Raw genomic sequence first — 15064 nt, forward strand, 5'->3', positions numbered from 1 at the left:
TGTGCTAATTGTTTGCAGCCCGACGGGCGGCCATTCCCGCCTGCACAAGGAGTCACCATGAAGCGCGTGTTCACCCTTCTCGCTTTGCTTATTGTCGCCCTGCTCGGCGCGCTGGGCTGGTATGTCTACAGCAAACAACCGACGCGTCAGGGCCAGGTCGAGCTGCGCGATCTGCAGGGCTCGGTGACCGTGCGCTACGACGAGCGCGGTGTGCCGCACATTCGCGCCGAGAACGAAACCGACCTTTATCGTGCACTCGGCTACGTGCATGCCCAGGACCGGCTGTTCCAGATGGAAGCCATGCGCCGTCTCGCCCGTGGCGAGCTGGCCGAGGTGCTTGGGCCGAAACTGCTCGACACCGACAAACTGTTTCGCAGCCTGCGCATTCGCGAGCGCGCCGCCAGTTACGTCGCCAGTCTGGATAAGCAATCACCGGCGTGGAAGGGCCTGCAAGCCTATCTGGATGGCATCAACCAATATCAGGACAGCCACGCTGCGCCAATCGAATTCGACGTGCTGGGCATCCCCAAGCGGCCGTTCACTGCCGAAGACAGCATTAGCGTCGCCGGTTACATGGCTTACAGCTTCGCCGCGGCGTTTCGCACCGAGCCGTTGCTGACTTTCGTCCGTGATCAACTCGGCGCCGATTACCTCAACGTGTTCGACCTCGACTGGCAAGGCAAAGGCGTCCTCGTCAACGATCACAACCACGCGGCGCCCGCCCTCGCCGCCAGTGACTGGAAAGACCTCAACGCCCTCGCCCGCCTCAGTGAGCAGGCGCTGATCGACAACGGCCTGCCGCAGTTCGAAGGCAGCAACGCCTGGGTCATCGCCGGCAGTCGCAGCCAGAGCGGCAAGCCGTTGCTGGCCGGCGATCCGCACATCCGTTTCTCGGTGCCGTCGGTGTGGTACGAGGCGCAGCTGTCGGCGCCGGGTTTCGAGCTGTACGGTCATCATCAGGCGCTGGTGCCGTTCGCGTTCCTCGGCCACAACATGGATTTCGGCTGGAGCCTGACCATGTTCCAGAACGACGATCTGGACCTGATCGCCGAGAAGGTCAATCCGGACAACCCCAATCAGATCTGGTATCGCGGCCAGTGGACCGACCTGCTCGTCACTGAACAGCAGATCAAGGTGAAGGGCCAGGCACCGGTGACCCTCACCCTGCGCCAATCGCCCCACGGCCCGATCGTCAACGACGCATTGGGTGCGGCGGCGGGCAAAACCCCGATCGCCATGTGGTGGGCGTTTCTCGAAACGCCGAACCCGATCCTGGAAGGCTTCTATCAGCTCAACCGCGCTGACACCCTGGCCAAGGCCCGTGCCGCCGCCGCGAAAGTCCAGGCGCCGGGGCTGAATCTGGTTTACGCCAATGCCAAGGGCGACATCGCCTGGTGGGCCTCGGCGTTGCTACCGAAGCGGCCCGCCGGGGTCAGGCCGGAATTCATTCTCGACGGCAGCACAAATCAGGCGGACAAGGACGGCTACTACCCGTTCAGCGCCAACCCGCAGGAAGAGAACCCGTCGCGCGGCTATATCGTCTCGGCGAACTTTCAGCCCGTGTCGCCGACCGGCATGCCGATTCCCGGTTACTACAACCTTGCCGATCGCGGCCAGCAGCTCAATCGTCAGCTCAGCGACAAACATCTGAAGTGGAGCAACGAAGCCAATCAGAAGCTGCAACTGGGCACCGCGACCGGCTACGGCCCGCGCCTGCTCGCACCGCTGCTGCCGGTGTTGCGCGAGGTGGTGAGCGATCCCGCGCAGCTGAAACGGGTCGAGCAACTGGCGCAGTGGTCCGGCGACTATCCGCTGGATTCGGTCAGTGCGACGCTGTTCAACCAGTTCCTGTACGACCTGGCCGATGCGGCGATGCGCGATGAGTTAGGCAACGAGTTTTTCGACACGCTGCTGTCGACGCGGGTGATCGATGCAGCGCTGCCGAGGCTGGCGGCGAATGCCGATTCGCCGTGGTGGGATAACCGCAGCACGCCCGCGAAAGAGACTCGCGCCGATATCGTCCGCGCAGCATGGCAGGCGAGCCTGCACCATCTGAAGCTGACCCTTGGCGACGATGTGGCGGCGTGGCAATGGGGCGCGGCGCATACCCTGACCCATGGCCATCCACTGGGCCAGCAAAAACCGCTGGATCGCCTGTTCAACGTCGGGCCGTTCGCGGCGCCGGGCAGCCATGAAGTGCCGAACAATCTTTCAGCGAAGATCGGCCCGGCGCCGTGGCCCGTTACGTATGGGCCATCAACGCGGCGACTGGTGGATTTCGCTGATCCGGCGCACGGGCTGACGATCAACCCGGTGGGGCAGAGCGGCGTGCCGTTCGACAGTCACTACGATGATCAGGCCGAGGCGTATGTCGAAGGGATTTATGTGCAGGCGCATTTCAGCGAGGAAGAAGTGACGGCGAATACGCGCAGTACCTTGAAGTTGTTGCCGGCGCGAGTACGTTAAAAGCCCCTCACCCTAGCCCTCTCCCAGAGGGAGAGGGGACCGACCGAAGTGTCTGGCGTTATACATCGCCCTGTTAGCGCGGTGTCGATTATGGATTCAGCATGAGCCTTTCACGTCGGCGTACATTTTCAATATCCGCCAATCGGCTCCCTCTCCCCCTGGGAGAGGGCTGGGGTGAGGGCTTTCGAGCTCAAGCCCACATCAAACATCCAGCGCAAAATTCATCCGAAACTGCTGCGGCGTCACCCCCAGCCGCCGATTGAACACGCTGCGCATATGTTGCGCATCGCGAAACCCGCACTGATAGGCCACGGTCTTCAGCGGCGCTGCGGTGCTTTCCAGCATCACCCGCGCCGCATCCACCCGCGCGCGCTCAACGAACTCTGCCGGCGTGACTTTCGCTTCCCGAGCAAACACCCGGGAAAAATTGCGCGCACTCATGTTCGCCGCATTGGCCAGATCGGCAATCGTCAGATCGCCGGTGAGATTGGCCAGCACATACAACTGCACCATCGCTACCGCTGACGTCGGCTCGGCGTGCGGAGTGAGGAACGGGCTGAACTGCGATTGCCCACCGGAACGCTGGGTGAACACCACCAGCCGCTTGGCCACGCTGAGCGCCACCTCGGCGCCGTGATCCCGCGCCAGCAGATACAACGACAGATCGATCCCCGCCGTGACCCCGGCCGAGGTGTAGAGCGGGCCATCCTGGACATACAAACGATCAGCCTCGACTTGCGTGGTCGGGCACAACTGCGCCAAGGCCTCGGCATCGTTCCAGTGAGTAGTCACCGTGCGCCCGTCCAGCAGCCCCGCCCGCGCCAGCATGAACGCACCATTGCAGATCGAACCAAAGCGCTGCGCCCGCGCGCAGGCCTCACGCAGCCAGCCATCGAATGCGCTGCCGAAATCCATGAACGGCAACTGCGGCCCACCCGCGACCAAGAACAGGTCATAGGGCTCGAGCGCTTCGCTGAAATGCCGATGCGCATTCACGTTCAGGCCGTTGGAACAGGCCATCGGCCCGCGCTCGATGCCGATCACTTCCAGCCGATAGTGATCCTGCGGAGCGAGGAACCGATTGGCCTCGGCAAACACGTCCATGGGACCGCTGACGTCCAGCGACTGCACGCCGGGAAACACCACGATGGCGACGGATTTGCTCATGCTGTGAAGCTCCGCTGGGTCTGTTTGCCGAGTTGGCACGATTTGCAGGTTGATTGGCAAGGATCGCAGCCACGCCTCGATTGTTGGTCTTTAGCGCCAGGAGCAGACTTTCCTCACCAGCGCCACAACGGCGTTTTCGATGAGGCAACCGATATGAGCACCAGCATCGCCGGCATCAGGATCCCCGACAGCGCCTTCGCCCGGGCCACCACCGAGTACATTCGCGACATCGAATCCGACCTGCTCTATCACCACTCACGCCGGGTGTTTCTGTTCGGCGCGCTGAGCGGCGAGCGCCGGCAACTGGCCTACAACCCGGAGCTGTTGTACGTCGGCGCGATGTTCCACGACCTCGGTCTGGTCGAAGGTCATCGCAGCGATGAAGAACGTTTCGAAGTGGATGGCGCCAATGCCGCCGCAGCGTTTCTCAAGCCTTACGGACTGAGCGACGACGATATCGAGCAGGTGTGGTTGTCGATTGCGCTGCACACGACACCGGGCGTGCCGAAACATCTGCGTCCGACCGTGGCGCTGGTCACTGCCGGGGTGGAAATGGATGTGCTGGGCATGGATTACGCGGCGTTCAGCAGCGTGCAGCGAGAAGCGGTGGTGCATGCGCATCCACGCGGTGAAGGCTTCAAGGAATGCATCATCTGCGCGTTTGCCGATGGCTTGCGTCACCGTCCGCAGACAACGTTTGGGAATGTGAAGACCGATGTGCTGAAGGATCAGGAGCCGGGGTTCAAACCGCTGAACTTCGTCGAGGTCATCCGCCGGTCTCCCTGGACTGCATAAATCCCCTGTAGGAGTGAGCCTGCTCGCGATAGCGGTCTGTAAGCCGAGTATCTCTTCACTGACACACCGCTATCGCGAGCAGGCTCACTCCTACACAGGGATTCGGGTTGGCCTTTGGAAAGGCGCCAACCCGGTATTGCTTACGCCGCTTCCGGACTCGGTGCGCGGCGCGCGTCCGGTTGCTTCCATGAATCGGCTGCGCTTTCTTCGATGGCTTGCTGGATGGCTTTCTTGCGCGCTTCTTCGGCACGGCGGCTGAAGAACCAGACGAGGAAGGTCACCAGCGACACCGCCAGCAGAATCAGGCTGGCCACGGCATTGATTTCCGGCTTCACGCCCAGACGCACCGCCGAGAACACTTCCATCGGCAGGGTCGTCGAACCCGGCCCGGAGACGAAGCTCGCCAACACCAGATCATCCAGCGACAGGGCGAACGACATCATCCCGCCCGCTGCCAGCGACGGTGCGATCATCGGGATGGTGATCAGGAAGAACACCTTCCACGGCCGCGCGCCGAGGTCCATCGCCGCCTCCTCGATCGACAGGTCCAGCTCACGCAGACGCGCCGACACCACCACCGCCACATACGCCGCACAAAACGTGGTGTGAGCGATCCAGATAGTGACGATGCCGCGTTCCTGTGGCCAGCCGATCATCTGCGCCATGGCCACGAACAGCAGCAACAGCGACAGACCGGTGATCACTTCCGGCATGACCAGCGGCGCCGTCACCAGGCCGCCGAACAGCGTGCGGCCCTTGAAGTGGGTGATGCGGGTCAGCACGAAGGCCGCCAGCGTACCCAGTGCCACCGCTGCCACCGCCGTGTAGCAGGCAATTTCCAGCGAGCGCAGCACCGAGCCCATCAGTTGCGAGTTATCGAGCAGGCCGACGTACCACTTCACCGACCAGCCGCCCCACACCGTGACCAGTTTGGAAGCGTTGAACGAGTAGATCACCAGGATCAGCATCGGCAGATAGATGAAGATCAGACCCAGCACCAGCATCAGGCTCGAGAAACGGAAGCGTTTCATTCTTTACCCTCCATTTCCTTGGCCTGACTGCGGTTGAACAGGATGATCGGCACGATCAGGATCGCCAGCATCACCACCGCCAGAGCGGACGCCACCGGCCAGTCACGGTTGTTGAAGAATTCCTGCCAGAGCACTTTACCGATCATCAGGGTTTCCGGACCGCCGAGCAGTTCCGGGATGACGAACTCACCGACCACCGGAATGAACACCAGCATGCAGCCGGCAATGATGCCGTTCTTGGACAGCGGAATGGTGATTTTCCAGAAGCTGTTGAAGGTGCTCGAACCGAGGTCCGATGCCGCTTCGAGCAGACTGTTGTCGTGCTTCACCAGGTTGGCGTACAGCGGCAGAATCATGAACGGCAGGTACGAGTAAACCACGCCGATGTACACCGCCAGGTTGGTGTTGAGGATCTGCAGCGGCTCGTCGATCAGGCCCATGCTCATCAGGAAGCCGTTGAGCAGGCCGTTGTTGCTGAGAATGCCCATCCACGCGTAGACACGGATCAGGATCGCCGTCCAGGTCGGCATCATGATCAGCAGCACCAGCACCGTTTGCAGCTCTTTGCGCGCACTGGCGATGGCGTAGGCCATCGGATAGCCGATCAGCAGGCACAGCAACGTGCTGATGAAGGCCATCTTCAGCGAGCCGAGGTAGGCGGCGATGTACAACTCGTCGTCCCCCAGCAACGCGTAGTTGCCCAGGTTCAGCAGCAATTGCAGCTTCTGCTCGGCAAACGTATAGATCTCGGTGTACGGCGGGATCGCCACATCGGCTTCGGCAAAACTGATCTTCAGGACGATGAAGAACGGCAGCATGAAGAACAGGAACAGCCAGATGAACGGCACGCCAATGACCAGTTGCCGGCCATTGGGGATTATTCGATTGATGCGGCGTTTGAATTTGCGCATGTTCATGAGCGAAGTACCACGCCGCTGTCGTCTTCCCACCACACGTAGACCTGATCGCCCCAGGTCGGACGTGCGCCGCGGCGCTCCGCGTTAGCGACGAACGACTGCACCAGCTTGCCGCTCGGCAACTCGACGTAGAACACCGAGTGACCCCCCAGATACGCGATGTCGTGGACTTTGCCGCTCGACCAGTTGTACTCGCAGGTCGGCATCTCGGCGGTCACCAGCAGCTTCTCCGGACGAATCGCGTAGGTCACCGACTTGTCCTGCACCGAGGTGCTGATGCCGTGGCCGACGTAGATCTGCCGGTCGAGGTCCTTGCAGGTGATGGTCGCGTGGCCCTCGGCGTCGTCGATCACTTCGCCTTCGAAGATGTTGACGTTGCCGATGAATTCGCAGACCAGACGGCTGGTCGGGGTTTCGTAGATGTCGATCGGGCTGCCGATCTGCGCGATCCAGCCCAGGTGCATGATCGCGATGCGCTCGGCCATGGTCATGGCCTCTTCCTGGTCGTGGGTCACCATTACGCAGGTCACGCCGACACGCTCGATGATTTCCACCAGTTCCAGCTGCATCTGCGAACGCAGTTTCTTGTCCAGAGCGCCCATCGGCTCATCGAGCAGCAGCAGTTTCGGCCGTTTGGCCAAGGAGCGCGCCAGTGCCACGCGCTGACGCTGGCCGCCGGACAGCTGATGCGGCTTGCGCTTGGCGTACTGGCTCATCTGCACCAGCTTGAGCATCTCGGCCACACGGGCTTCGATCTCGGCCTTGGGAATCTTGTCCTGCTGCAGGCCGAAGGCGATGTTCTGCGCCACGGTCATGTGCGGGAACAAGGCGTACGACTGGAACATCATGTTGATCGGGCGTTCATACGGCGGCATGTCGGTGATGTCGACGCCGTCGAGGAAAATGCGCCCCTCCGTGGGCCGTTCAAACCCTGCGAGCATGCGCAGCAGGGTGGATTTGCCCGATCCCGAACCGCCGAGCAGGGCGAAGATCTCGCCTTTCTTGATTTCCAGGGACACGTCGTCCACGGCAATCGTCTCGTCGAACTTCTTCGTGACCCGGTCGATCTTGACCAGCACCTGTTTTGGTGTCTGGTCGCCCTCGAGGGCTTTCTTGTAGGCGCCGGAGGCAACTGCCATTTACGAAACTCCCAACAGAAGCAGCGGTTCGCCACGCAAGACGAACACTGGATAGTTTGTGCGTTATTTGCCCGACTTGACCTTGGTCCAGCTGCGGGTCATCAAACGCTGAATATTGGCTGGCAACTCGGTCGACACGTAGGTCTTGTCGAGGACTGCTTGCGGCGGGTAAACCGCTTCGTCGGTGCGGATGGATTGTTCCATCAGCTTGTCCGAACCCGGGTTGGGGTTGGCGTAACCGACGTAATCACTGACCTGGGCGATCACCTCAGGTTTCAGCAAATAGTTGATGAAGGCGTGGGCTTCCTTGACGTTGGACGAGTCCTTGGGAATCGCCAGCATGTCGAACCACAGCGCACCGCCCTCTTTCGGAATCGAGTAGGCGATGTTCACGCCTTTTTTGGCTTCCTCGGCACGGTTCTTCGCCTGGAAGATGTCGCCGGAGAAACCGATCGCCACGCAGATGTCGCCGTTGGCCAGATCGCCGATGTACTTGGAGGAGTGGAAATAGGTCACGTAAGGACGCACCGCGAGCAGCTTCGCGGTGGCTTTTTCGTAGTCCTTGGTGTTGGTGCTGTTGGCGTTCAGGCCCAGGTAATTGAGCATCGTCGGCATCATTTCATCGGCCGAATCGAGGAACGCGACGCCGCAGCTGTGCAGCTTCTTGATGTTTTCCGGCTCGAACAGAACGGCCCAGGAATCGATCTTGTCGATGCCCAGCACAGCCTTGACCTTGTCGACGTTGTAACCGATGCCGTTGGTGCCCCACAGGTAAGGCACGGCATACAGGTTACCCGGATCGTTCTGCTCCAGACGCTTGAGCAGTACCGGATCGAGATTGGAATAGTTCGGCAGTTGCGCCTTGTCGAGTTTCTGGAACGCGCCGGCCTTGATCTGCTTGCCGAGGAAGTGGTTCGACGGCACGACCACGTCGTAGCCGGTACGCCCGGCGAGGAGTTTGCCTTCCAGGGTTTCGTTGGAGTCGAAGACGTCGTAGACCGGTTTGATCCCGGTCTCTTTCTCGAAGTCGGCCAGGGTCGATTCGCCGATGTAATCGGACCAGTTATAAATATGCACCGTACCGGCGGCCTGGGCTCCGACAGCCAGGGTCAGGCCGGCAGCGGCCAGCAGGGCTTTGCGCAAAGAAGAAAATACAGGCAAGTGGAGGTCCTCTAAATGGATTGGGCCCAAGTTGCCCGCGCTGCATGACAGCCATGGCTGCCCGACAACAAAACCGGCGCGCAACTTACCCTCGAAAAACCGATCCAGCAAAACTTTCTGTCATTTAATTGCTCCGCTGGCCGCCATCGCGGAAACGACGGCCAGCGGTTGCTGCGACAAACCGGCTTATTTACCCGATTTGATTTTGGTCCAGCTGCGGGTGATCAGGCGCAGCGTAGCCGCGTCCAGGTCACTGATCGCGTAGAGCTGTTTCTTCACTTCAGCCGACGGGTAGATGCTCGGATCGCTGGTGATGTCCTTGTCCACCAGTGGCGTGGCCGCCTTGTTGCCGTTCGGGAAACGCACGGCGTTGGTGATGCCGGCCATCACTTGCGGCTCGAGCAGGTAGTTCATGAACTTGTAGGCGGCTTCGACGTTTTCGGCATCCTTGGGAATGGCGACCATGTCGTAGAACGTACCGGCGCCTTCTTTTGGAATGGTGTAGGCCAGTTTGACCTTGTCACCGGCTTCCTGGGCGCGGGTCTTGGACTGCTCCAGATCACCCGAGTAACCGACGGCGACGCAGATGTTGCCGTTGGCCAGATCCGAGATGTACTTGGAGGAGTGGAAGTAGGCAACCGACGGACGAATCTTCAGGAACAGGTCTTCGGCGGCTTTCAGGTCAGCCTTGTCCTTGCTGTTGGTCGGCTTGCCCAGGTAGTGCAGCGCGGCCGGAATCATCTCGGTCGGGGCGTCGAGGAAGCTCACGCCGCAGCTTTTGAGTTTCTCGATGTTTTCAGGCTTGAACACCACGTCCCACGAATCGATCTTGTCGATGCCCAGCGCAGCCTTGACCTTGGCCGGGTTGTAGCCGATGCCGATCGAGCCCCACATGTACGGGAAAGCGTGTTTGTTGCCTTGGTCGCTGGCGTCGCCAACGGCCTTGAGCAGGTCTTCGTCGAGGTTTTTCCAGTTCGGCAGTTTGGACTTGTCCAGCTCCTGGTAAACGCCGGCCTTGATCTGCTTGGCGAGGAAGTTGTTGGAAGGCACCACGATGTCGTAACCGGACTTGCCGGCCAACAGCTTGGCTTCCAGGGTTTCGTTACTGTCGAAGACGTCGTAGACGACTTTGATCCCGGTGGCTTTTTCGAAGTTGGCCACGGTGTCCGGCGCGATGTAATCGGACCAGTTGTAAACGTGCAGCACTTTGTCGTCCGCGTGAACCGCACCCGCCATCATGCCCGCCACGGACAGCGCGAGAAGTGTCTTGCCAGCAAGCTTTTTACCTAATGCCTTCATGCGTCATGCTCCAAATTTTTCTTTTTTGAACCACATTGTTCAGCGGCCGAACCCGGACAACTGGAACCGCGGCTAGTCTGGCAAGATCCGAGGCGGTCTTTCAAGGAAAGACCGGCCTTTCTGACAGCTTTGACCGAGCAAGCCGCAACCCGCTCGCTCAAAGCCTAGCACTTAGCCCTGCAGCGCACCGAGGGTCAGGTCCAGACACTTGCGTGCCTTTGTAACCAGCTCGTCAATCTCGGCTTTGCTGATCACCAGCGGCGGCGCGATGATCATCGTGTCACCCACGGCGCGCATGATCAGGCCGTTATCGAAGCAGAACTGCCGGCAGATCATGCCCACGCCCTTACCTTCGTAACGCTTGCGCGTGGCCTTGTCCTGCACCAGCTCGATCGCTCCCAGCAGACCGACGCCGCGAACTTCACCCACCAACGGATGATCGTTCAGCTCGCGCAGACGTTTCTGCAAATACGGTGCCGTTTCGTTGTGGGCGTTCTCGATAATTTTTTCATCGCGCAGAATGCGGATGTTTTCCAGGCCCACCGCGGCTGCCACCGGATGCCCGGAATAGGTAAAGCCGTGGTTGAAATCGCCGCCTTCGTTGAGCACCGCCACCACACTGTCACGAACGATCAGGCCCCCCATCGGGATGTAGCCGGAGGTCAGGCCTTTGGCGATGGTCATCATGTCGGGTTTGAGGTCGTAGAAATCGCTACCGAACCACTCACCGGTGCGACCGAAGCCGCAGATCACTTCGTCCGCCACAAACAGGATGTCGTATTTGGCGAGGATTTCCTTGATGCGTGGCCAGTAGGTGTCGGGCGGAATGATCACGCCACCGGCGCCCTGGATCGGCTCGGCAATAAAGGCACCGACGTTGTCGACGCCGACTTCGAGAATCTTCTCTTCCAGCTGATTGGCCGCCCAGACGCCGAACTCTTCCGGCGTCATGTCGCCGCCTTCGGCAAACCAGTACGGCTGCGCGATGTGCTCGATGCCCGGGATGGGCAAGTCGCCCTGTTCGTGCATGTAGGTCATGCCGCCGAGGCTCGCGCCGGCCACAGTCGAACCGTGGTAACCGTTCTTGCGGCTGATGATGACTTTCTTGTTCGGCTGACCCTTGATCGCCCAGTAATGGCGAACCATGCGCAGCATGGTGTCGTTGCCTTCGGAGCCGGAACCGGTGAAGAACACATGGTTCATGCCTTCCGGTGCAACGTCGGCAATCGCCTTGGCCAGTTGCAATGCCGGCGGGTGTGCAGTCTGGAAGAACAGGTTGTAGTACGGCAGTTCGCGCATCTGTTTGGCGGCAGCGTCGGCCAGTTCATCGCGACCGTAACCGATCGCCACGCACCAGAGCCCGGCCATGCCGTCGAGGATCTTGTTGCCTTCGCTGTCCCACAGGTAAACGCCCTTGGCATGGGTGATGATCCTCGGGCCCTTCTCTTTCAGTTGCTTGAAGTCGCTGAACGGGGCCAGGTGGTGATCACTGCTGAGTGCTTGCCACTCGCGGGTTTGCGGGTTGTTGCTGGTCATGCCAATTCTCCTTGTTATCGGTGAAGGCGCGCCGCCTGAGCGACGCGCCCGGCGTATCAGACGGCGAAGAGCAGGTACTCACGCTCCCAGGAACTGATCACGCGCTTGAAGTTTTCATGCTCGGCCCGCTTGACCGCGACGTAGCCTGTGATGAAAGTCTTGCCGAGGTATTTCTCGACGGTCTTGCTGTTTTCCATGCGTTCCAGCGCGTCTTCGATGGTCAGCGGCAGGCGCAGGTTGCGGCGCTCGTAGCCGCGGCCCACCACGGGCGCGCTCGGGTTGAGCCCTTCGACCATGCCGATGTAACCGCAGAGCAGGCTCGCGGCGATCGCCAGGTACGGGTTGGCGTCGGCGCCCGGCAGACGGTTTTCCACGCGGCGGTTCTGCGGGCCGGCATCCGGTACGCGCAGGCCGACGGTGCGGTTTTCTTCGCCCCACTCCACGTTCACCGGCGCCGAAGTGTCCGGCAGGAAGCGGCGGAACGAGTTGACGTTGGGGGCGAACAGCGGCAGCAGTTCCGGAATCAGTTTCTGCAGGCCACCGATGTGGTGCAGGAACAACTGGCTCATGGTCCCGTCTTCATGGGAGAAGACGTTCTTGCCGGTGTGGATGTCGATGATGCTCTGGTGCAAGTGCATGGCACTGCCCGGCTCGCCGGTCATCGGTTTGGCCATGAAGGTCGCAGCCACGTCGTGCTTGAGCGCGGCTTCGCGCATGGTGCGTTTGAACACCAGGATCTGGTCGGCCAGCGACAGTGCGTCACCGTGACGGAAGTTGATTTCCATCTGCGCCGTGCCGTCTTCGTGGATCAGCGTGTCGAGGTCCAGTTCCTGCAATTCGCACCAGTCGTAGACGTCTTCGAACAGCGGATCGAATTCGTTGGCCGCTTCGATGGAGAACGATTGACGACCGATTTCCGGGCGACCGGAGCGACCAATCGGTGGCTGCAACGGATAGTCAGGGTCGTCACTGCGCTTGGTCAGGTAGAACTCCATCTCCGGAGCAACGATCGGCTGCCAGCCCTTGTCGGCATACAGCTTGAGAACTTTCTTGAGGACGTTGCGCGGCGACAGCTCGATCGGGTTGCCTTGCTTGTCATAAGTATCGTGGATCACCTGCGCGGTCGGCTCGATGGCCCACGGCACCAGGTACACGGCGTTCTGGTCGGGGCGGCAGATCATGTCGATGTCGGCCGGGTCGAGCAGTTCGTAATAGATGTCGTCTTCGACGTAGTCGCCGGTCACGGTCTGCAACAAAACACTTTCCGGCAGACGCATGCCTTTTTCGGCGATGAACTTGTTGGTCGGGGAAATCTTGCCGCGGGTAATGCCGGTCAAGTCGGCGATCATGCATTCGACTTCTGTGATCTTGCGGTCTTTCAACCAATCGGTGAGCTGGTCGAGGTTGGTACTCATAAATGCCTCTGGGCTGAGTCTCCTGACGCGATGTCAGGCAAGTTTGACGCTGAGAGCGTCGCGTTAAAGGGGGCTTGCTCGCGCAGTGCCGGCTTACGCCTGGCACCGCGCATAGACAATGAACGAGGAGCTTACCTGCCCTTTACGCTGGCGTTGCATTTCCTGTGCACATTCAAGGCGTGCAGAATCGTGAGCACGGCTGGGGAAGCGGCACAGGCTGTGACGATGAAAGCGATCTATATTGAAAGGAGACGCCATAAACAGGATGCTGTCGTCTGCGTCCAGAATATCGGACGCTGCCGTTGACCGAGTCGCTGCGCAGAGCAGTGCAGGCAAGCCGCGAACCTCGCTGGCCGCGCTGCGGACGGATGGATCGCCACTGATGTGATAAGCATGCAGACCGGACTGTTGCGAGCAGTCGGTGACGCCGATTAACGGCAGGCGAGACATGAAGCACCCCGGTATTATTGCTGTTATGGGTTTGATCGGAGCTTAGCCTTGTTCATTTTTTTACACAACACCCCCGTAAAAAATACAACACGGCCTGCTCAAGCCTGCGGGTGCCCGACACATGCAGGACGCAAAAACGCCCCGAAATGCCCCATAAATGCCCTCACGGCGCTTTTTTAGGGCAAAAAAGGCCTCGCTTGACTTCGGCAGGCTGTTCGGGTTGACTGAAACCATAAAAGATCAATGATTGATATTTTTAACAACAAAGGTGTTGCATCATGTCGGTACCCCCGCGTGCCGTTCAGCTTAACGAAGCGAACGCGTTCCTTAAGGAACATCCTGAGGTTCTGTACGTTGACCTTCTGATTGCGGATATGAATGGTGTGGTGCGCGGCAAGCGCATCGAACGCACCAGCCTCCACAAGGTTTACGAGAAAGGCATCAACCTGCCGGCCTCTCTATTTGCTCTGGATATCAATGGTTCGACGGTGGAAAGCACCGGCCTGGGCCTGGACATCGGCGACGCCGATCGTATCTGCTATCCGATCCCCGATACCCTGTGCAACGAGCCATGGCAGAAGCGCCCGACCGCGCAACTGCTGATGACCATGCACGAACTCGAAGGCGACCCGTTCTTCGCCGACCCGCGTGAAGTGCTGCGCCAGGTGGTGACCAAGTTCGACGAACTGGGCCTGACCATCTGCGCCGCGTTCGAACTCGAGTTCTACCTGATCGACCAGGAAAACGTGAACGGCCGTCCACAACCGCCACGCTCGCCAATCTCCGGCAAACGTCCGCACTCGACGCAGGTCTACCTGATCGACGACCTCGACGAATACGTCGACTGCCTCCAGGACATTCTGGAAGGTGCCAAAGAGCAAGGCATCCCGGCCGATGCGATCGTCAAGGAAAGTGCCCCGGCGCAGTTCGAAGTGAACCTGCACCACGTCGCCGACCCGATCAAGGCGTGCGATTACGCGGTCCTGCTCAAGCGTCTGATCAAGAACATCGCCTACGACCATGAAATGGACACCACTTTCATGGCCAAGCCGTACCCAGGCCAGGCAGGCAATGGTCTGCACGTGCACATTTCGATTCTGGACAAGGCCGGCAAGAACATTTTTGCCAGCGAGGATCCCGAGCAGAACGCCGCGCTGCGTCACGCGATCGGCGGTGTGCTCGAGACCCTGCCCGCGCAGATGGCGTTCCTCTGCCCGAACGTCAACTCGTACCGCCGTTTCGGCGCGCAGTTCTACGTACCGAACTCGCCGTGCTGGGGGCTGGACAACCGCACCGTGGCGATTCGCGTACCGACCGGCTCTGCCGATGCCGTACGTATCGAACACCGCGTCGCCGGTGCCGACGCCAACCCGTACCTGCTGATGGCTTCGGTGCTGGCCGGTGTGCATCACGGTCTGGTCAACAAGATCGAGCCGGGCGCGCCTGTCGAAGGCAACAGCTACGAGCAGAACGAGCAAAGCCTGCCGAACAACTTGCGTGACGCCCTGCGCGAGCTGGACGACAGCGAGGTGATGGCCAAGTACATCGATCCGAAGTACATCGATATCTTCGTCGCCTGCAAGGAAAGCGAGCTGGAGGAGTTCGAACACTCCATCTCCGACCTTGAGTACAACTGGTATCTGCATACTGTGTAATAAGCGGTTGTAGCGTCCATAAGAACGCCGTTG

12 protein-coding genes are annotated in these 15064 nt (G+C 60.2%); 3 read left to right on the forward strand and 9 right to left on the reverse strand.

Annotated features, from left to right (window positions below; translation table 11 throughout):
- Positions 1 to 57 precede the first annotated feature (57 nt).
- Positions 58 to 2466 (forward strand): penicillin acylase family protein, encoded by a 2409-nt coding sequence (locus tag BLU52_RS23460; RefSeq protein ID WP_090287278.1) that lies wholly within the window; start codon positions 58 to 60, stop codon positions 2464 to 2466.
- A gap of 201 nt (positions 2467 to 2667) precedes the next feature.
- Here the strand turns inward: BLU52_RS23460 and BLU52_RS23465 are convergent, their stop codons facing one another.
- Complete coding sequence (locus tag BLU52_RS23465; protein WP_090287280.1) at positions 2668 to 3633, reverse strand: GlxA family transcriptional regulator; 966 nt, start codon at positions 3631 to 3633, stop codon at positions 2668 to 2670.
- Between the two features lie 153 nt (positions 3634 to 3786).
- On the opposite strand from BLU52_RS23465, the gene BLU52_RS23470 reads away from it, so the two are divergent.
- Positions 3787 to 4428 (forward strand): HD domain-containing protein, encoded by a 642-nt coding sequence (locus BLU52_RS23470; RefSeq protein ID WP_090287282.1) that lies wholly within the window; start codon positions 3787 to 3789, stop codon positions 4426 to 4428.
- Between the two features lie 140 nt (positions 4429 to 4568).
- On the opposite strand, the gene BLU52_RS23475 is transcribed toward BLU52_RS23470, so the two are convergent.
- The 8 genes from BLU52_RS23475 to BLU52_RS26735 all read right to left on the reverse strand — a co-directional run bounded on the left by BLU52_RS23475 (position 4569) and on the right by BLU52_RS26735 (position 13376).
- A complete protein-coding gene (locus BLU52_RS23475; protein WP_090287284.1) occupies positions 4569 to 5459 on the reverse strand; it encodes an ABC transporter permease subunit in 891 nt (296 codons plus the stop codon).
- Complete coding sequence (locus tag BLU52_RS23480; protein ID WP_172833310.1) at positions 5456 to 6337, reverse strand: ABC transporter permease subunit; 882 nt, start codon at positions 6335 to 6337, stop codon at positions 5456 to 5458. Before BLU52_RS23480 ends, BLU52_RS23475 begins: the two co-directional genes overlap by 4 nt.
- A gap of 35 nt (positions 6338 to 6372) precedes the next feature.
- The gene (locus BLU52_RS23485) at positions 6373 to 7515 is read right to left on the reverse strand and encodes an ABC transporter ATP-binding protein (protein ID WP_090287288.1); all 1143 of its coding nucleotides are present in this window, start codon (positions 7513 to 7515) and stop codon (positions 6373 to 6375) included.
- 63 nt (positions 7516 to 7578) lie between these two features.
- Positions 7579 to 8676 (reverse strand): polyamine ABC transporter substrate-binding protein, encoded by a 1098-nt coding sequence (locus BLU52_RS23490; RefSeq protein ID WP_090287290.1) that lies wholly within the window; start codon positions 8674 to 8676, stop codon positions 7579 to 7581.
- A gap of 186 nt (positions 8677 to 8862) precedes the next feature.
- Entirely contained in the window at positions 8863 to 9975 is a 1113-nt protein-coding gene (locus BLU52_RS23495; RefSeq protein WP_090287291.1) for a polyamine ABC transporter substrate-binding protein, read from the reverse strand.
- Positions 9976 to 10146: 171 nt separating this feature from the next.
- The gene (locus tag BLU52_RS23500) at positions 10147 to 11511 is read right to left on the reverse strand and encodes an aspartate aminotransferase family protein (RefSeq protein WP_090287293.1); all 1365 of its coding nucleotides are present in this window, start codon (positions 11509 to 11511) and stop codon (positions 10147 to 10149) included.
- Between the two features lie 56 nt (positions 11512 to 11567).
- On the reverse strand, positions 11568 to 12926 hold the full coding sequence (locus BLU52_RS23505; protein WP_090287295.1) for a glutamine synthetase family protein: 1359 nt from the start codon (positions 12924 to 12926) through the stop codon (positions 11568 to 11570).
- A gap of 93 nt (positions 12927 to 13019) precedes the next feature.
- Positions 13020 to 13376, reverse strand: a complete 357-nt coding sequence (locus BLU52_RS26735; protein ID WP_157720717.1) for a glutamine amidotransferase — start codon at positions 13374 to 13376, stop codon at positions 13020 to 13022.
- 278 nt (positions 13377 to 13654) lie between these two features.
- Between BLU52_RS26735 and BLU52_RS23510 the strand changes: the two genes are divergently transcribed.
- The gene (locus BLU52_RS23510; protein ID WP_016772657.1) at positions 13655 to 15031 is read left to right on the forward strand and encodes a glutamine synthetase family protein; all 1377 of its coding nucleotides are present in this window, start codon (positions 13655 to 13657) and stop codon (positions 15029 to 15031) included.
- The last annotated feature ends 33 nt before the right edge of the window (positions 15032 to 15064 follow it).

It is taken from the genome of Pseudomonas granadensis (genome assembly GCF_900105485.1).
GTDB classification, from domain to species: domain Bacteria; phylum Pseudomonadota; class Gammaproteobacteria; order Pseudomonadales; family Pseudomonadaceae; genus Aquipseudomonas; species Aquipseudomonas granadensis.